Here is a 17,969-nt window from a genome sequence, read left to right on the forward strand (position 1 = left end):
GGGTACTTGGAAACCATTGTGGAGATTCAAGATACGGGGATTGGGATGACTAAAGAGCAGCTGGATAATATTTGGGAGCGGTACTACAAAGTCGATCCTTCACGAAAGAACCGCAAGTTTGGTGAGTCTGGTTTAGGCTTGCCGATTGTTGAACAACTTGTTCGCTTGCATAAAGGAAAAATTGAAGTGGAGAGTGAACCCGATCAAGGCACCACTTTTCGGATTGCCTTTCCCGATGTGGAACTACCAGATGAACCGGCACCAGAAGAAGTGAAACATCCCGTGACTCCCATGAAAGAAGAATAAAATCATCAAGCATAATACAAAAACCGTAATGCCACCAATAGGCATTACGGTTTTTTACTAGGCTGAGTAGATTGAATCACTTGTTGTAGTGAATTAGCAAAGGAAGCATTTTGAGTGAGAAATAGTGCTTTAATAGGCTGTTTATCCAGTACTTGGTACACCAGATGAAGCAGTTCCTGAGTCTCATTAATTGATAATTTCTCTGTCACATCCACAAAGAGCAACTGTTCAGGCTCTCGTAATAACTGTTGCAAAATCGCCAAACGTAGTTGTTGAAACCGACTTATATCCTTTAAGGGTCTGCGTAAAATAGAGGGATCAAAGCCTAGTAATTGAAAGAACTCATAATTATTTTTGACTTTCCGCATTTTTCGGGGAACGCCTAAGTAAAGATTATCTGCTAAAGAAAGGTAGGGGAGCGTTTCCCAATCACTATAAATCAGGCTAGTCTTGTGAGGTGCTTGTTTTTCAAAAAGAGCTAAAGCATCTTCAATATTAGTCGTATACCAAACTTTCAATTGGTCATTACTAGGAGCAATCATCATTTTTTCAACCTCCTTTTACAAATCAATAGACTAAGGGGTAAGGTCGCCAATAGAACCAGTGATAGTAATAAGCTTGTGTCTAAAAGCGAAATGAGAGCAACCGTGACCCAGTGTTCACGGTTTAATTGAAAGGAATCAACTAAAAGTAAGCCATTACGAGGCAGTTGTAACATTAACGGGGCATTGGCTTCCCCAGACTGAACCGTACCCGCCTCAGTAGCCATGGCTTTGACGGAAGTGAATTTTTCAATTAATACCGATTGCAAATTTTGAATAACTGTCTCTGTTCCCCGTTGAAAGACAATCATGAATAAAAATAAAGCGACTAAACAAGAAATTAGTGGCAAGAAGAATTCTACAAAAAGATGTAAGATGATTTTTCTTGGGGGAATGCCTAAGCGCTGACACGTTGCGAATTCTTGTTTTCGTTGCCGACAATACCGATAACTGAGAAAAGCTAGGGCGATGGCAAACAAAGTAGAGCACAGAAATAAAGCGAAATTATAAAAAGGCACAATGCCATATAAATTATGTAATAGGTTGTCCAGCCACTTTTGATCTACTAAAGGAAGTTTTCCTTGATTCATGGCTTCAGATAGACCGGCACCTGTTTTGCTGACTACAGTTTTTAAGGTAGTGATCAAGAAAATCAAAGGCAAGAAGATTACCAATAAGCCTAAATAACGATATAAAAAACTTCTGTGGTAGTTTAAACTGGCAAGTGCATGGATAATCCCGGTCATCTAATTCACCTCAATTCTATCAAATAGTATAAAACAGTTTTTTGAACAAAGTATGAATAAGCTGAGGTGAAAGACTAAAAAATAGGCAAATGTAAAAATAGTTGAAACAGCAAAAAAGGGTTGGAAAAAATTCCAACCCTTTTTGTTTCCTTCATTATTCTGCTGTAGTCTCTGGGGCAGTTGCGCCATGGATTTCTTGATAGGTTTTTGTTTGATAAAGATCCGTGGTGCTAACGCCATTGTGTTGGCTTAAGACGCTGGTGGAAGCAGAGCCGGCTTTTTCGGTTGCTTCTTTTAGTTTGGTTTCGGCATCTTTATAGTTGAACTGGCTGTAATCCAATTCTTTTAAGCCACTCTTCGTGTAGAAGCGGAAGAGATCGCCACTATTGATCTGATCGGAAGTGTCTAACTGTTTAGAAACTTTCTCTTTCAAGCTGTCCACTTCAGCTTGCTGTTCTTCTGTTGGAGCGGTGATTTCTGTTCCTGTAGCCGTGTCATACAAACTGCCTTTATGGTAAACGTACTTGTCAGAAACAAAGTCACCATTACGGAATGCAACCACTTGATCATGTTCTGGTGAAAGCAAGTCTTGACCTAATTGGATGTAGTTAGTCGTGTCAACCCCTAATAAGTGAAGCAAGGTTGGCAAAGCGTCCACTTGACCGCCGTAAGTATGATTAATCCCGCCGTTTGTTTGACCAGGAATGTGAATCATATAAGGTACTTTTTGCATTTCGGCATTGTCGTAGCTCGTCCAAGTGTCTTCGGTTTTGCCTAACAATGGTGCCAACGCAGTGTTCCGACTTTCAGAAATCCCATAGTGGTCACCGTATAAGACGATGACAGAGTTTTCGTATAAGCCGCTTGCTTTCAAGTAGTTAAAGAATTCTTCAACAGCAGAGTCTAAATAATTAGCCGTAGCGAAGTAACCATTAATCGTTTCGTCGTCGGTTTGGGCTAATGGGAAACCAGCTTCAGCTCCTGTAAATTGTGAATAAGGGAAGTGGTTTGACACAGCGATAAATTTCGCATAGAACGGTTGTTGCAATTGTTCCAAGTATTGGGCTGATTGTTCAAAGAATGGTTTGTCGTGCAACCCGTATTGGAATGAGTTGTCTTCATTTACATCAAAGTATTCTTTGCTAAAGAAGTAATCATAACCCCAGTGTTTGTATGTTTCATTACGATTCCAGAAAGTACCGTCATTGCCGTGGAAGACCGCGGAAGTGTAGCCTTCAGTTTGTTTTAAGATATTTGGTGCAGACTCAAAGGTGTTCTTACCACCTAGCTGAGTCATCAATGCGCCTTGGTTTAGACCAAATAAGGAATTGTCCATTAGGGTTTCCGCATCACTAGTCTTTCCGCCCTTGACTTGATGATAGAAATTATCAAAGGAGAAGGTTTCATTGGAATGGTATAAGCTGTTAATAAAGGGCATAACTTCATGTTCTACGCCATTTTCATCTTTTAGCTTATAGTCAATTAAAAATTGTTGGGTGCTTTCTAAATGGATGTAAATTACGTTTTTTCCTTTTGCTAAGCCGAATAACTCGTCATTAGGAGCGGCGTAGTGATCACTTACATAATCAGCAACTTCGTCCATATCATTGGCGGAAGCTTCTGCTCGGACTTGGCTCGCTTGGAAAGTTTGTACTCCGTCGTAAGCGGTAAAGGCGTTAATCCCCAGATATTTCACTAGGTAGTCTCGGGAGAAAGTCCGTGTTAAAAGTTCTGGACGATCAACTTCTGCCATAAAGAGATTACCAAAGAAAATCATCACAGATAGAGTAGACATAGCAAAAGCCATCCGTGCTCGTACAGGGCGTTCGTCCATGGTAATCTTTTTTCGAGCAAGCAAGACGACTAAAACTACTAAATCCACCCAATACAATACGTCGTGAATGCGGAACAAACGCATGGCGCTTTCTCCTAAGCCACTGGCAACTTTTCCGGCACCTAAAATGGTATTGATGGTGATAAAGTCGGTGAATTCTCGGTAGTAAGAGATATTCGAGAACAATAATAAAGTCATCAAGAAGTAAATTACCAACATGGTGATATAGGAAACTTTCGGCCGCTTCACATATAAGGCGATTGACAATAAGAATAAAGTAGTCGCAATCGGATTGATGAAGAGGATAAAGTATTGGCGCAAGCTTTCGATTCCCAGTTCAAATTCGAAGAGATACGCACAGATGTTTTTTACCCAGAATAAGATGGCTAATAAGCTGAAGAATCCTAAACGGGTATTGAGAAATTTCGGTAGTTTAATCTTATTCAATGGAAGGTCCATCCTTTTTTATTTGTCTAGTTTATGAAAAGCATTTTCAATCGTTACATCATCTTTACATTTTACTAGTCCAAAAATCCGGTGTCAATTGAAAGTAAGCGGTTGGTCTAGAATTAACTTTTTCTTTACTATCCCCGAGACTAGCGGATAGAACAAGGAGTTTGGTATACTGAGGGGTAGAAATCAAAGGATGTGGAACATGGTGCTAAAAGTCAAAAAAAGTGCAGAGAAAAAGTTTCGAAAAGGTTATCCCTTAATTCAGGAAGAAGACCTATTCGACTTTCCTAAAACCCGCCAGTGGGTGGAGTTTTGTGACCATACCGGGGCTTATTTGGCTACCGGTTACTTAGGCAGTCAAAATAAAGGTGTAGGTTGGCTCATTAGTTGGAGTAAAGAAGTGATTGACGAGTCCTTTTTTACCAATCGCTTTCAAATTGCTAAAGCACGGCGAAAGTCTTATTATCATGATGAAACGACCACGGCTTTTCGAATTTTTAATGGAGAAGGAGATGGATTAGGTGGCGTTACGGTGGACTTGTATGGAGAGTATGCCTTGTTTTCCTGGTACAACGAGACGTTGTATAGCCATCGAGAAATGTTACTAGCCGCTTTTATGAAAGCTTATCCCGAAATTTTAGGGATTTATGAAAAAGTCCGTTTTCCAGCTTCTAATGTACCTGAAAGTCAGCATGTTCAAGGACAAGAAGCTCCAGAGCCACTTTTCATTAAAGAAAATGGCATTCACTACGCAGTTTATTTAAACGAAGGCTTAATGACTGGTATCTTTTTGGATCAAAAAGAAGTGCGCGGGCGACTAGCTACAGGTCTTGCCCAAGGGAAACGAGTTTTAAACATGTTTAGCTATACTGGGGCTTTTTCGGTGGCAGCAGCCATGGGAGGAGCGGTGGCGACAACTAGTGTAGATTTAGCCAAGCGCAGTTTAGCCAAAACCCAAGAACAATTTGCAGCCAATGGCATTGATCCTGAAAGCCAAAAGGTTCATGTAATGGATGTCTTTAGCTATTTTGCTTACGCCAAGAAAAAGGGACTGCTCTTTGATGTAATCGTTTTGGATCCCCCAAGTTTTGCTCGCAATAAGAAACAAGTTTTTTCTGTACACAAAAATTATGGGGAATTAATCAAAGATAGCTTGCCGATTCTAGCTCCTGGTGGGATGATTATCGCTTCTACCAATGCAGCCAATCTCAGCCGGGAACGTTTTAAAAAGAATATTGAAACTGCTTTTAAAGAATCGGGGGCTAAGTTTACTTTATTGGAAGAGCGCCATCTGCCAGAAGATTTTGGATTGTCAGCTGCTTTTCCTGAAGGGGATTATTTAAAAGTGTATTTCTATCAAGTGGATTAACGAGTGAAAAAGGGGAGGATTCCTGATGAAATTTACCATTAAAAATCAGGTTTTTGGTGAAGGCGTGCCAAAAATCTGTGTGCCTTTAGTTGCTACTACTAAAGAAGGGTTAGTTAAAGAAGCTCAGCTTGCCAAAGACAGCACCTGTGAAGTGGTGGAATGGCGAGGAGATTTATTTGAAGGCGTTCATGACGTGGAGGCGGTATTAGCCACGTTAGAAGAACTGCGGAAAATATTAGCAGAAAAGCTCTTGCTCTTTACTTTTCGAACGATTGAAGAAGGAGGCAAGCGGGAGTTTTCATTACGGGAGTACCAAGGGATCTATGAAGCTGTCGCCAAAAGTCAGCAAGTAGATATGCTTGATGTGGAGCTGGGAGTAGCGGAGTTTTTAGGCCGTGGTTTTATCCAAAAGCTAAAGGATCGCAAGATGGTGATCGTGATGAGTTATCATAATTTTGACAAGACACCAGCCGATGGCGAGATGGTCTTAAAAGTCAGCGTGATGAAACAATTTGGAGCCGATATGGGGAAAATCTCAGTGATGCCTCATTCCTTAAAAGATGTACTGGGCTTGATGAATTTATCGGTGAAGTTGCAAGGCCTAGTAGAATTGCCACTGATTTTGATTTCCATGGGTGATTTAGGCAAGACTACCCGGATATCAGGAGAGCTAATCCAGTCGGTGATGACCTTTGGGGCGTTAACCACAGCCTCTGCGCCGGGACAAATTCCTGTAGAAGAATTGCGAAATGTCTTAAATGTTATGAAGTTAGAAAAGAGTGAGGAACATGGCTAAAAAGAAATTGCCAAAGACCAATGCCATTCGACAAGTGGAACAAAAAAAGATTGCCTACAGAGAATACACCTATGAGTGGAAAGAAGACGATTTGGGAGCAGACCACGTAATTAAAGAAACCCATGTGAATCCGGAAATTTTATTTAAAACATTAGTGGCAGTAGGCAATGTCACTGGACCGATTGTGGCAGTAATTCCCGGCAATCGTGAATTGGACTTAAAAAAAATTGCCAAGGCCAGTGGCAATAAAAAAGTAGAAATGTTGCATTTGCGAGACTTAGAAGCGACTACTGGCTATATTCGTGGGGGCTGTTCACCGGTGGGGATGAAGAAACGCTTCCCTACTTTTATCCATGACAGTGCTTTGAATTATCCGGGAATGATTGTTTCAGCAGGGAAACGAGGCTTGCAAATGGAGTTGGCACCAAAGGACTTAGCCAGTATTACAGGAGCTAGTTTTGTGGATTTAATAGCAGAATAGATTAAAGAGGGATGGCAAGATTTTTTGGCCATCCCTCTTTGACTTTTTACCCCCAATACCCCGCAATTTCAGCAGCGTGAATGCCGGCGACGTGTCCGGTGCACAATGCGGCGGTAATGTTGTAACCACCGGTGTAGCCATTAATGTCCAATACTTCTCCTGCAAAAAATAGCCCAGCACAAAGTTTGCTTTCTAATGTTTTCGGAACGACTTCTTTTAACGCCACACCTCCTGCGGTTACGAAGGCTTTTTCCAACCCAATGGTACGCTGAATGGTAATGGGAAAGGCTTTTAACAAATTAACTAACTGTTGTACTTGACTTTTGTTCGTCTCAAAGCCTGTAGTTTCCATCAGTTCACAGCGAGTAAGAAAATAGTGGAGCAGTCGTTCTGGAACGAGACCCGCCAAAGCATTTTTTACTTGTTTTTTAGTTTGCAGTTGTTGCTCTAATTGGCTAAGTAATGCTGGGGAATCAATTTTTGGCAAGCTATCCAAGGAGACGAGGACAGCCTCATTGGTTTCTCGCAATTGCCGATTGATAAAATAGGCACAGCGTAAAGCCGCTGGACCCGATAGGCCAAAATGGGTAAAGAGTAAGTCCATTTCTTGGGTAATGATTTTTTTCCCTGCTGGTGATAGAACTGATAAAGCAACGTCTTGTAAGGAAAGACCTTGCAAAGTGCCAGCTTTAATAAAAGGTTCTTCAGAAACCAAAGGCGCTTCTGTAGCAAATAAAGGCGTGATGCTATGACCGACACCTTTGGCAAAGAGGTAGCCATCACCAGTAGAACCAGTTCCGGGATAAGTTTTGCCACCAGTGGTAATAATGACACAACTGGCAGCAATATCTCCTGTTTCACAGCGTACCCCTTGAATTTCATTGTCTTTAGTAATCAGTTTCGTTACAGGACAATTGAACTGTAATTCCACACCCACTTCTACGGCAGCATTAACCAAAGTATCCACAATTGTTTTTGAACGGTCACTTACCGGAAACATCCGACCGTGGTCTTCTTCTTTTAAAGGAGTATTATAACTGGCAAAAAAAGCCATAATGTCCTGATTATTCCATTGGGCAAAGGTGGAGTAAAGAAAACGACCGTTACCAGGAATGTGTTCAATCAATTCTGCTTCAGGGCGATTGTTCGTGACATTGCACCGACCGCCACCAGTCATTCGTAGTTTTTTTCCCGGTTTTTTATTTTTTTCTAAAAGGAGTACTGAAGCACCTTGTTGCCCTGCGGCAATGGCGGACATTAAGCCAGCGGGGCCGGCACCAATCACAATGACATCATATTTTTTTTCCATAGCTACACATCCTATTTTGATTAATTCCGAACTTTTAACAGAAAATTCTAAAAATTAGTATTTTTTTTAACATGGTGAGGGCAGAATCTGGTAGAATAAAAAAGCAAACTAATTATTACATAATGGGGGGACAATTCATGACAGTAGATTACGTGCAAGCAATCAGGAAACAACTACATGAAAAAGATAGTAACCAAACGGAATTTCTCCAGGCAGTGGACGAGTTTTTAGCTACGGTCACACCTTTTCTAGAAAAACATCCGGAATACGAAGAAAATAACCTATTGGCGATTTTAACAGAACCAGAACGTTTGATTCAATTTCGGGTGCCTTGGCAAGATGATCAGGGAAACTGGCAAGTCAACCGTGGGTATCGGATTCAATTTAACTCTGCTTTAGGTCCTTATAAAGGTGGCTTGCGTTTTCATCCTAGCGTGAATTTGTCCATTTTGAAATTTTTAGCTTTTGAGCAAATTTTCAAAAATGCCTTAACAGGTCTGCCGATTGGTGGGGGAAAAGGTGGTGCTGATTTTGATCCTAAAGCCAAGTCTGATGGGGAAATCATGCGCTTTTGCCAAAGCTTTATGACGGAGCTTTCAAAACACATTGGACCGAACTTAGACGTACCTGCCGGTGACATCGGTGTTGGTGGTCGGGAAATTGGCTATCTCTTTGGCCAATACAAACGCCTTTGTCAATATGATGCCGGAGTTCTAACTGGGAAACCCCTAAGCTTCTGGGGTAGCTTGATTCGAACGGAAGCTACCGGTTACGGTGTAGTCTATTTTGTCAATCACTTGTTAGCATACAACAAGGATAGCTTTGAAGGCAAACGAGTCTTAGTTTCCGGTTCGGGAAATGTGGCGATTTATGCCATTGAAAAATTACAACAACTAGGTGCTACCCCAATTTCTTGTTCTGATTCTAATGGAACAATCATTGACGAAGCTGGTATTGATTTGGACTTGTTAAAAGAAATCAAAGAAGTGAAACGAGAACGCTTGACGGCTTACAAAGAGGCAAGACCTGAAGCTGTTTATGTAGAAGGTTCTCTGTGGAGTCAAGATGTGGCAGCAGAGATTGCTTTACCTTGTGCTACTCAAAATGAAATCAATTTAGAACAAGCAAAACAATTGGTGAAAAATGGTGTCAAAGTTGTGGCAGAAGGAGCGAATATGCCGGCAACTTTGGAAGCTGCCGAGTACTTTATTGACAATCAGGTACATTACTGTCCTGGCAAAGCGGCTAATGCTGGTGGTGTGGCGGTCTCTGCCTTAGAAATGAGCCAAAATTCCCAACGCTTAACTTGGAGCAAAGAAGAAGTAGATCAACGCTTAGAAGATATTATGAAAAATATCTATGAAACTTGTCGTGATACAGCCAAAGAATATGATGCAGAAAATAATTATATGTTAGGAGCCAATATCGCTGGTTTTGCAAACGTAGCTCAAGCAATGTTGCAACAAGGATTGGTATAAGCCAAAATTGAAAAAACTAAAGCAGCCCTCACTACTTGTCTAGTCAAGCACGACAGGCCCGTGGTGAGGGCATTTTTTTTAGTGGAAAGAGCTATTTTACAACAGCTCATGCTTGAAAAAAGCCGCTGAAAAACGTAAAGTATTAAGTGTAACGAAGACGACAATCTAATAATTTTAGGAGGAACAAAAATGGCACACATTAAATTTGACTATTCCAAAGTCGCACCATTTGTTAATGAGCACGAATTGGGCTACATGCAAAGTCAAGTAACTGCTGCTCACGATTTATTGCGCAACGGTACTGGAGCAGGTAGTGATTACATCGGCTGGGTGGATCTGCCTACAAACTACGACAAAGAAGAATTTGACCGGATTAAAGCAGCTGCGAAAAAAATCCAATCTGATTCAGAAGTTTTAGTAGTAATCGGGATTGGTGGTTCTTATCTTGGCGCCCGGGCAGCAATTGACTTTTTAAACAATACTTTCTTCAACTTAATGAAAGCTGAAGACCGTAAAGCACCACAAATCTTTTTTGCCGGCAACTCCATTTCTTCTACTTACTTAGCTGACTTAATCGAAGTCATTGGCGATAAAGATTTCTCCGTAAATGTCATTTCAAAATCTGGTACCACTACTGAACCAGCGATTGCCTTTAGAGTCTTCAAAGAACGTCTAATCGCAAAATATGGGGAAGAAGAAGCCAATAAACGGATTTATGCAACAACTGATAAAGCTAGAGGAGCCGTTAAAGTCGAAGCTGACGCTGCTGGCTGGGAAACTTTCGTTATTCCTGATGATGTGGGTGGCCGTTTTTCTGTCTTAACCGCTGTTGGTTTGTTACCAATCGCAGCCTCTGGAGCCGATGTGGACGCCTTGATGCAAGGAGCAGCAGATGCTTCAAAAGAATACGCTTCTGATAAACTAGAAGAAAATGAAGCTTACCAATACGCTGCCATGCGGAATATCTTATACCGTAAAGGCAAAGTTACTGAATTGTTGATCAACTACGAACCAGGGATGCAATACTTCTCTGAATGGTGGAAACAACTTTGTGGCGAATCAGAAGGGAAAGACCAAAAAGGCATTTACCCATCTAGCGCAAACTTCTCTACTGACTTGCACTCTTTAGGTCAATACATTCAAGAAGGACGTCGCAACATTTTTGAAACAGTTGTGAAAGTCGATAAACCACGTAAAAATCTAAACATCCCAGTTCAAGATACTGACTTGGACGGTTTAGGCTATTTACAAGGCAAAGATGTTGATTTCGTCAACACAAAAGCTTACCAAGGTGTGCTTTTAGCTCATACTGATGGTGATGTGCCAAACTTGTTAGTGACGATTCCTGAAATGGATGCTTACAGCTTAGGTTACATGATTTACTTCTTCGAAATTGCAATCGGAATTTCCGGTTACTTGAACGGCGTTAATCCATTTGACCAACCAGGGGTAGAAGCATATAAGAAAAACATGTTTGCTCTTTTAGGCAAACCAGGCTTTGAAGATTTAGCAAAAGACTTAAATGCTCGTTTATAAAAATTAGGATAAAAAAGCGCTCAGCCGAAATTTTGGCTGAGCGCTTTTTTGCTAAGGAAAGCTTATTCTGGAGTACCAATCACTTTGATGTACTCGTCCACATTTAAAATCGTCATATGTTTTACCAAAAGTTGATTTCGCTTATTTCGGCGACCACTTACTTTGATGGTATAGGTGTCTTTAGGGAGACGGAAAATATAAGCAGAAAGATAACGATCTCGGATTACGCAATCCAAGGCGGCTTCTTCATTTTCTAAACGCATTAGGGAAAGCATAATCGGTTTTTCTTGCAGCAGGGCGGTTTTCACCAGCAATCCTTCAAATTCTTCCATGGTCTTCACTCCTTGACCACACTTGTGGCTAGCTTCATTGTACAGGATAGTTTTCCGGGATGCCAGTTTGGTTACTTAAATCAAAAAAGAGAAAATCAACCGCAGTTGATTTTCTCTCAGTGTTGTAGGTAAATTCTTTTAAGCGTCTGCTTCAGTTAAACCTTGTTCACTACCCATGAATTTGGCAACTAGAGCAGCAATGATACCACCTAAAATTGGGGCACATAGATAAACCCAGTAATGAGATAAAGCAGAACCGCCGGCGAAAATAGCCGGACCGAAACTACGAGCTGGATTTAATGAACCGCCAGTTAAGTTTAAGGCGATGGCTACTAGGAAACCTAAAGTCAAACCGATTGCGATAGAAGCCATTTGCACGCTACCGTATTTCTTGCTCGTCACCATTAAGATGACAAAGATGAACAAGAAACTAATCAAAGTTTCAAAGGCAAAGGCTGCTCCTGCACTGATGTCAGGGAAGTCTGTTTGGCCATATGTGCCAGCTTCCAATCCAAGTGCAGCACCGAAACCTCCCACACAGGCAGAGGCTGCGATTGCACCAACAAATTGGGCAATGATAAAGAAAATTCCATCTTTAAGAGTGGCCCGTTTGTTGATAATCATGGCAATTGTAACGGCTGGATTAAAGTGTCCGTCAGATAAACCTCCATGACCTACAGCATAATCGGCAATTGTGATTGCCAGACCAAAAGCCAAACCAATGGTCAACGGGTCAGGGTTGGTAGAGAATGCTACCATTCCGGTACCGATAAAGACAAGCATGAAGGCACCGATAAATTCACCAAAAATTTTACGAAATAATTCCATTTTATTTCTCTCCTTTCCCATTCATTATAGAGTTTTAATCAAATCCGGTAAAGTAATTCGCTGTTTGCAAGAGAAAACTACAAAAAAAGTCACCAACTAGTTGAATAACTAATTGATGACTTCATGGGAATGTTCTCGTTGTGATTTTCACACTAAGGCTCCTTTAATTAGCTTCGTAGATTACGAAGAGCTTCTTCGATTGTAACGCCAATTGCAAAGTGGGCTTCATTTTGGGCGTCAATCGCTAGAAAATGGTTGTTCTCCGTGTCGAATGCAATTCGATAAGTTCCTTCTGTTCCAAAATATTTCATTGAATCACCTGCTTTCTTGTTTTGATTGTTAGATATTTCACCAACAATTTTAATATATCATAATTGGTTTAAAAAAACAAAAAAAGTTGATTTTCCTAAATAAAAATTAGAAATCATAAATGGTTTAGAGATTGAATTCGATTTCTTTGCTGTAGCTGTAGTCGTTGTTAGAAATTGGTATTTTTTATTTTTTGTCAAATGAGTTCTTTTTGATAACGAAAAGAGAAAGATAAAAGTATGGATATGTGAAAATAACTCGATTGTTTTTAATAAATTGACAAAAAATACCGATTTTTAAGCAAAAAAGATTTTTTTCTAATAAAAAGATCCTTTTGGTTTGCAATAAGCTGTTAAAACAGCTCCTAATATTAAAAAAAAATTTGGAAAACGGTTGCTAATGTTTATTTTTCTGTTATTATATGGATAGATAAAAAAACGTGGAGGAACAACTTATGAATGAAATTACAATCGGGCAATCTTATATTTGCAAACCAGTAGGCTTAAAAAACAGCGTGGTGGGCACCGTGGAACAAATTTATACCAATACAGTAGTGATTACAGTAGAGGACTGTGAAAAAGTGGATCGAGCAACCGTGATTGAGTCTCAACACCGAATGCTAGTGAAACACGCAGATGTAAAGGAAGTCGTGACAGTGGCTTTAGTTAGTTAATTCTTTTATTTAAAGGTTTTATTGATTCTTTTATAAAAAATGTAGCGCCTAACTAGTAAAACAGGAACTAGTTAGGCGCCTTTTTTATCCAATGCCGATTACGAAATTTACGAGTTTATCAGAATAGGTCATATTATGTTGAGTACGAATGGCTTTATCTAATGTTTCTAGGGAGTCCGTTACAATACCATCCACGCCGTAAAAAATCATTCGACTGATATCTTCTGAATTATTTGGTGTCCAGACAAAAACCGTTTTGCTGTCATTTTCCGCAGAGCTAATAAAGTTGCGATTAATCGTGCTATATTCCATCGTTAAAAAATCGGCTTGAGTTTTTGGCGGCCCAATTACGTTGAAAGGTAAAATATAGCCGGCGGTAATTTGCGGAGCAGCTTCTTTGATTTCTTCCACTACTGAAAAAGAAAGACTTTGTACTAGATGTCCTTCTTTTGTCAAATCTGTTCCATAGTGTTTTAAAAATTCCTGAACTAAGGGCCTCGTATCTTTTTGCTGAGTTTTAATTTCTACTAGCAACTTTTGATGAAGACTGGAAGCAAGGGCTAAATAAGCATCAAAGCTTGCGATTTTTGCCTGTTGCTGATTGTCATTGGCATTACGAGCTAAAACATCAGCTGCTGTCATCTTTTCCGGGCTGCCTTTTTTGCCAGTTAATGCTTTTAAATCGAAGTCATGGACCACCACAAATTTTTTGTCTTTCGTCATTTGGACATCCATTTCTACATAGTCAGGATGATAGCGCTCATGGGTCTTTTGTAAAGCGTCCAGACTGTTTTGTACACCATTTTTATCAGAGACTCCCCGGTGAGAAATGGTCACAGGGGCTTTTTTTGGAGTATCTGTTAGATAGTTCATATTGTACAAACTTACACCAATCCCAAAGAAAAGTGTCGTCATCAGTAAGAAAACATTTTTTACTTGAGAAAAGCGCGGGGGCTTGATCGCCTCTTTATAAAACCAAGAGGGGATTTCTGGTAAAAAATCTTCATCTTCCATAAAATCGACAATAATGAAGAAAATTCCTACTGTGGATAAGACGATATTGACTAAATAGAAAAATTGCAATAGCGTCATAGCAAATACTGCACTATATAAGGATTGTTCTGGCCAGAATTTTTCCACTAGACGTTGTCCGCTCAAGGTCAGAAGTGTTCCAGCTGATGCAATCGCTAAAACACTGCCACCGATAAATAAAAAGCGACCTAAAATAGCAAAAAAACGTCTCTGGGTCACTTCCCAGCTTTCCTTTAGGGCTGTGCGAAAAGGCCGGTCTCGCAAAATCATCTCTGGCAGAGCAAAAATGAAACGAATTCCTAGATAGAGTAGTGCCACATACAGCAAAAGAAAAATAGAAATAATCAAAGTGCGATTGGTGAAGATGAAATCCAATATAAAAGCAGGAATTTTCACCCGGCTTAATAAATCAGAATTAAAATTAAGCCCTCCAATAGGCAAAACCAATAAAAAGTAAAACAAGAAGAACAAAACTACCGAAGGACGAATTTTTTTTATTTGAATAAGCGTCATCCGCAAGAGCTGAGGTAAGGAGACCGCCTCTTTTTTTTCGATAAAATAAACACTTAACAGTAAAAAAGTGAATTCAAAGTAAACGGTCAGAAGGATAAAAAACAATGTTATAACTAGTAATAAAAAGATAAAGGGATGATTTGTCACAATGTCCCAGAGATTATCATAGGAAAGATAGGGAATATTCCCCCGGGCCAAAATGAATTTAGTAGAACTGCTTAAAAGGGGAATCACTACAAAGAGCAAAAAGCCGTGCATCAACAAGACATCGCGAAAATAGGCTTGACTTTTTCCGAGAAATTCTAAGGTATTTAAGAACGTTTTTTTCATATAAGTTATCATCTTCATCACCTAGCTTAAGTGTAATTCATTTTGCCAAAGAGGGAAACTGAAGCCACTTGATATCAAAATTGCTGTGTTTTTTTCTGCCCAATTTTCTGCCCAATCGGCATAAAAAAGCACTTCTGACGACGAAGTCAGAAGTGCTGAAAACGTTGATATATAAGGAGAGTACAGGATTTGAACCTGCGCGCCGGTATTAGCCGGTTCGACGGATTTCGAGTTTGTTCTTTTATGGCGGTTCTAGTAAAGACTGCGCAATCCTGTGCGATTTTCTCGAGTAATGATATCAGCTTTTATTAGGTTTTATTAGCCTTTATCCCCAATTTAAGCCCCAAATATGATTTGTTTATTTGTTATTTTTTAGGAGATATCAGTTTTTCCATCGCGTTAGCAACTTCTTTTTTAGATTCCTTGATTCCGTGAACATACATATTCATAGTGGTTCGATAATCGGAATGGCCAAGATGTTCCTGGACAGCTTTATCACTAATTTGAGGATTAGCAATCAAATAAGATGCAGCAGAATGTCGCAGGTCATGAAATCGAATCATGCGTAGATTATTCCTTTTTACAAAGTATTTCCAACATCCATACAGACTAGATGGATTAATCGGTGTCCCTTCTAAGTGACCAAATACATAATCATGAGTTGGTGTATCTATATTTAGTTTTTTGCGTTGCTCTTCGCGTTCCTCAAAATACTTTTCCATGGTATCGAAATAATACTTGGGTGCATCTACGAAAAGTTCATCACCATTTTTCAATCCATCAATTCGTTTTGGTTTTTGATCTCTCACCTTAATAATACGTTGTTCAAATAAAATTTGATTTGATTCAGTCAAAAAATGTTTTCTTTCTAATGCTGCAATTTCACCTTCACGAGCACTGGAGACGAAGCTAGTGAGGATTACCGCCTGTACGTGAAGAGTTTCGTTTTCAAGTTTGGAAAACATAGTCTCTAACTCCTCAATGCTATACGGGGGCTGTACACCTGTTTTTATTCTATCTTCTTTTGTTTTAGCTGGCAAAACAATTCCCTTACAAGGATTGTCTCGAACAATTCTAAACTCACTCCACGCTATATTGAATAAGCTAGAAAACGCCGCTAAGATTCTTTTCTTGGTTTGACGAGACACATCTTCTTCAGGTTTTTTAAGTTTTTTCTGGGAAGTGACAAAATTTCTAATTTCATAGGGTTTGATTTCATTCAGTAGTCTATCTTTGAAAGTGGGAAGTATTCTTCCTTCAATAATATCAATATAAGCTTGATATGTTCGTTCCTGCATTAGAAGGGGAGCTTGTTTCTTCCACATATTTTCTACAAAATATTTTACGGTGATAATGGAAAGGTCAATAATTCCACTTTCTTTGAGTTCTTCAATCCATTCATCAAGAGCAGCATAAGCTTTTCGGTCGCTAGTTGCTGTGATAGTTTTGCTAGGACGGATTTGCTTGCCGTTTTCATCATAACCAGACGTAATCCTCAAACGATAGGTGTTTGGGCCACGTTTTTCAATCGATCCAACTTCTTTTGCCATTTGTACCAATCCTTTCATTCTGATACAATAGGCATAGTTAAATAAGCCTGTGTATCAGGTTTTATTTGTCAGACACGATCTAACTCTTGCTGGGGTAGAGATCGTGTCTTTTTTATTGCGCATAAAAAATTTGTCTAGGCGGATTAGCCGTGATATTTCTCAAACGATGTAGTCGCTGAATTAATTCTAATGACTTAGTTCCTTTCAGATGCCATGTTGCATCGGCGAAAGTGAGCAACAGACTAGTTGCCATAAGTGAAACCTCACTTCGTAGCTCTTGAGGAATTGAGTAGCTAGTCATAAAATGTTCCAAAGTAAGGTATTCTATTGGAATTTCATCATTACTGATATATTCCAGCAGTAATAGGGTGGTAGCACCTCGATTGGATTCAAATTCCAATTTATTTTTATTAAGATTGTAGCTATCATGATAGGTCATTACCCCCTCATGATACAGAACATGGTAGAGTTCATGGGCAAGTAAAAACTTTTTAAAATTCGTGTCTTCTAATGAATCATCCATAAAGATTGTCCTCATCTCTGGACTTGCCAAACCACTGACTTTATTGGGTAGTTGGTTTGTATAAACAATATCGATATCTTCGTAATCACAAATGATATATGGATCATATGATGACGTTTCGCTATAAGTCATTATGATATAAGAAATAAAATCCACATCAAACATTCCAACACCTACTTATCATCCAACTTTTCTTTTTCGCGTTTCCGTTTCGTCCAAAAATAACTTTCTAACATCGCGTTTATTGCCGCGACATCTTCATCATTCAATCGTTCTCCGTTGCTAAACGTCAGACCATCTGTTTGTAAAACCTTTTGAAGATCAATTAAGTCATCTTCAGTCGCCCAATCAGGAACATTCTCAGCGTTTTTAATAGATTGAAAATGTTCTGGAGTAAGCTGATCATCGAATTTTTTCCAGTTGGTTACTTCAGTTTTCCCCAAAAGGTAATCAGTGCTCACATTAAAAAAATCAGCTACTTTTTCAAGTGTTTCAGCTTTGGGACTACTTTTCTTCCATGAATAGATTGAATTTCTACCCATTCCTAACTTTTCAGATAGATCATAGACAGTCATTCCTTGTTTTTTAGCTAGATTGCTAACCCGTTCAAATAAAGTCATATTGACCACCTTTTCATTTGGGCAAGTTATTAAATACAAAACTTTGTATTTAACAGTTGACCGATACAAAGTTTTGTATTAATATAAATCCCGTAAGATAAATTGATAGAAAAAATGCAACTAAAATAGAACTCACGATTGATTAGTTTGGCGACTAAGTGTGTTAAGTGGGCTTTAGATTAGGTTTATTTTCTATGACTTGATAATACAAAACTTTGTATTAAATGTCAATTTTTCTTTCAATTTTTCTTACAAAACTTTGAAAGGAGGAGCTTAAATGAGTGACATTGATAATGGCCGGAAATTGGTACAACAATTTATGACGGAGAACAAAGTCTATCCTGCTGATTTAGCAGCTGCATATGGCAAAACCCGCTCTTGGGTTGATCGGGCCGTCAGGGGTGTTGAC

18 protein-coding genes are annotated in these 17,969 nt (G+C 39.4%); 7 read left to right on the top strand and 11 right to left on the bottom strand.

What is annotated here, in order from left to right; all coding sequences use genetic code 11:
* Window positions 1-306: ATP-binding protein (locus tag AB5754_RS10860; protein WP_368259594.1), on the top strand; the 306-nt coding region annotated here is incomplete at its 5' end.
* Window positions 307-350: 44 nt separating this feature from the next.
* Here the strand turns inward: AB5754_RS10860 and AB5754_RS10865 are convergent.
* The 3 genes from AB5754_RS10865 to AB5754_RS10875 form a co-directional block, all read right to left on the bottom strand.
* On the bottom strand, window positions 351-851 hold the full coding sequence (locus AB5754_RS10865; RefSeq protein WP_368251354.1) for a hypothetical protein: 501 nt from the start codon (window positions 849-851) through the stop codon (window positions 351-353).
* Window positions 848-1,594 (bottom strand): FtsX-like permease family protein, encoded by a 747-nt coding sequence (locus AB5754_RS10870; protein WP_368251355.1) that lies wholly within the window; start codon window positions 1,592-1,594, stop codon window positions 848-850. The genes AB5754_RS10865 and AB5754_RS10870 overlap by 4 nt, the downstream gene beginning before the upstream one ends.
* A gap of 154 nt (window positions 1,595-1,748) precedes the next feature.
* The gene (locus AB5754_RS10875; protein ID WP_311832913.1) at window positions 1,749-3,875 is read right to left on the bottom strand and encodes an LTA synthase family protein; all 2,127 of its coding nucleotides are present in this window, start codon (window positions 3,873-3,875) and stop codon (window positions 1,749-1,751) included.
* Between the two features lie 208 nt (window positions 3,876-4,083).
* Here AB5754_RS10875 and AB5754_RS10880 point away from each other — a divergent pair, with 208 nt between their 5' ends.
* Genes AB5754_RS10880 through ybaK form a run of 3 tightly spaced genes read left to right on the top strand, consistent with a single transcriptional unit; the run spans window position 4,084 to window position 6,527 of the window.
* On the top strand, window positions 4,084-5,250 hold the full coding sequence (locus AB5754_RS10880; RefSeq protein WP_368251356.1) for a class I SAM-dependent rRNA methyltransferase: 1,167 nt from the start codon (window positions 4,084-4,086) through the stop codon (window positions 5,248-5,250).
* A gap of 25 nt (window positions 5,251-5,275) precedes the next feature.
* Window positions 5,276-6,046, top strand: a complete 771-nt coding sequence (gene aroD / locus AB5754_RS10885) for a type I 3-dehydroquinate dehydratase (protein WP_368251357.1) — start codon at window positions 5,276-5,278, stop codon at window positions 6,044-6,046.
* Window positions 6,039-6,527: a Cys-tRNA(Pro) deacylase gene (gene ybaK, locus AB5754_RS10890; protein ID WP_311832916.1), complete on the top strand. Its 489-nt coding sequence runs from the start codon at window positions 6,039-6,041 to the stop codon at window positions 6,525-6,527. Before aroD ends, ybaK begins: the two co-directional genes overlap by 8 nt.
* Before the next feature lie 46 nt (window positions 6,528-6,573).
* Here ybaK and AB5754_RS10895 read toward each other — a convergent pair whose 3' ends face one another.
* Complete coding sequence (locus AB5754_RS10895; protein WP_368251358.1) at window positions 6,574-7,836, bottom strand: NAD(P)/FAD-dependent oxidoreductase; 1,263 nt, start codon at window positions 7,834-7,836, stop codon at window positions 6,574-6,576.
* 137 nt (window positions 7,837-7,973) lie between these two features.
* Between AB5754_RS10895 and gdhA the strand changes: the two genes are divergently transcribed.
* Both gdhA and AB5754_RS10905 read left to right on the top strand, forming a co-directional pair.
* Window positions 7,974-9,314, top strand: coding sequence for an NADP-specific glutamate dehydrogenase (gene gdhA / locus AB5754_RS10900; RefSeq protein WP_368251359.1), 1,341 nt, complete (start codon window positions 7,974-7,976; stop codon window positions 9,312-9,314).
* Between the two features lie 189 nt (window positions 9,315-9,503).
* Window positions 9,504-10,850 (top strand): glucose-6-phosphate isomerase, encoded by a 1,347-nt coding sequence (locus AB5754_RS10905; protein WP_311832919.1) that lies wholly within the window; start codon window positions 9,504-9,506, stop codon window positions 10,848-10,850.
* 62 nt (window positions 10,851-10,912) lie between these two features.
* Here the strand turns inward: AB5754_RS10905 and AB5754_RS10910 are convergent, their stop codons facing one another.
* From AB5754_RS10910 to AB5754_RS10920, 3 genes are all read right to left on the bottom strand, one after another.
* Window positions 10,913-11,182, bottom strand: coding sequence for a hypothetical protein (locus AB5754_RS10910; RefSeq protein ID WP_311832920.1), 270 nt, complete (start codon window positions 11,180-11,182; stop codon window positions 10,913-10,915).
* A 138-nt stretch (window positions 11,183-11,320) separates the two neighbouring features.
* Window positions 11,321-12,010 (bottom strand): aquaporin, encoded by a 690-nt coding sequence (locus AB5754_RS10915; RefSeq protein WP_311832921.1) that lies wholly within the window; start codon window positions 12,008-12,010, stop codon window positions 11,321-11,323.
* A 167-nt stretch (window positions 12,011-12,177) separates the two neighbouring features.
* Window positions 12,178-12,321, bottom strand: a complete 144-nt coding sequence (locus AB5754_RS10920; protein WP_311832922.1) for a hypothetical protein — start codon at window positions 12,319-12,321, stop codon at window positions 12,178-12,180.
* A 452-nt stretch (window positions 12,322-12,773) separates the two neighbouring features.
* Here AB5754_RS10920 and AB5754_RS10925 point away from each other — a divergent pair, with 452 nt between their 5' ends.
* A complete protein-coding gene (locus AB5754_RS10925; RefSeq protein WP_311832923.1) occupies window positions 12,774-12,992 on the top strand; it encodes a hypothetical protein in 219 nt (72 codons plus the stop codon).
* A gap of 84 nt (window positions 12,993-13,076) precedes the next feature.
* On the opposite strand, the gene AB5754_RS10930 is transcribed toward AB5754_RS10925, so the two are convergent.
* The 4 genes from AB5754_RS10930 to AB5754_RS10945 form a co-directional block, all read right to left on the bottom strand.
* Window positions 13,077-14,876, bottom strand: a complete 1,800-nt coding sequence (locus tag AB5754_RS10930) for a glycerophosphoryl diester phosphodiesterase membrane domain-containing protein (protein WP_368251421.1) — start codon at window positions 14,874-14,876, stop codon at window positions 13,077-13,079.
* 356 nt (window positions 14,877-15,232) lie between these two features.
* Complete coding sequence (locus AB5754_RS10935) at window positions 15,233-16,417, bottom strand: tyrosine-type recombinase/integrase (RefSeq protein ID WP_368251360.1); 1,185 nt, start codon at window positions 16,415-16,417, stop codon at window positions 15,233-15,235.
* A gap of 112 nt (window positions 16,418-16,529) precedes the next feature.
* Window positions 16,530-17,105, bottom strand: a complete 576-nt coding sequence (locus AB5754_RS10940) for an ImmA/IrrE family metallo-endopeptidase (RefSeq protein ID WP_368251361.1) — start codon at window positions 17,103-17,105, stop codon at window positions 16,530-16,532.
* An 8-nt stretch (window positions 17,106-17,113) separates the two neighbouring features.
* Window positions 17,114-17,560 (bottom strand): helix-turn-helix domain-containing protein, encoded by a 447-nt coding sequence (locus tag AB5754_RS10945; RefSeq protein ID WP_368251362.1) that lies wholly within the window; start codon window positions 17,558-17,560, stop codon window positions 17,114-17,116.
* Window positions 17,561-17,969: the final 409 nt, after the last annotated feature.

It is taken from the genome of Enterococcus sp. 2201sp1_2201st1_C11_2201SCRN_220225 (assembly GCF_040925905.1).
GTDB lineage: Bacteria > Bacillota > Bacilli > Lactobacillales > Enterococcaceae > Enterococcus_C > Enterococcus_C asini_A.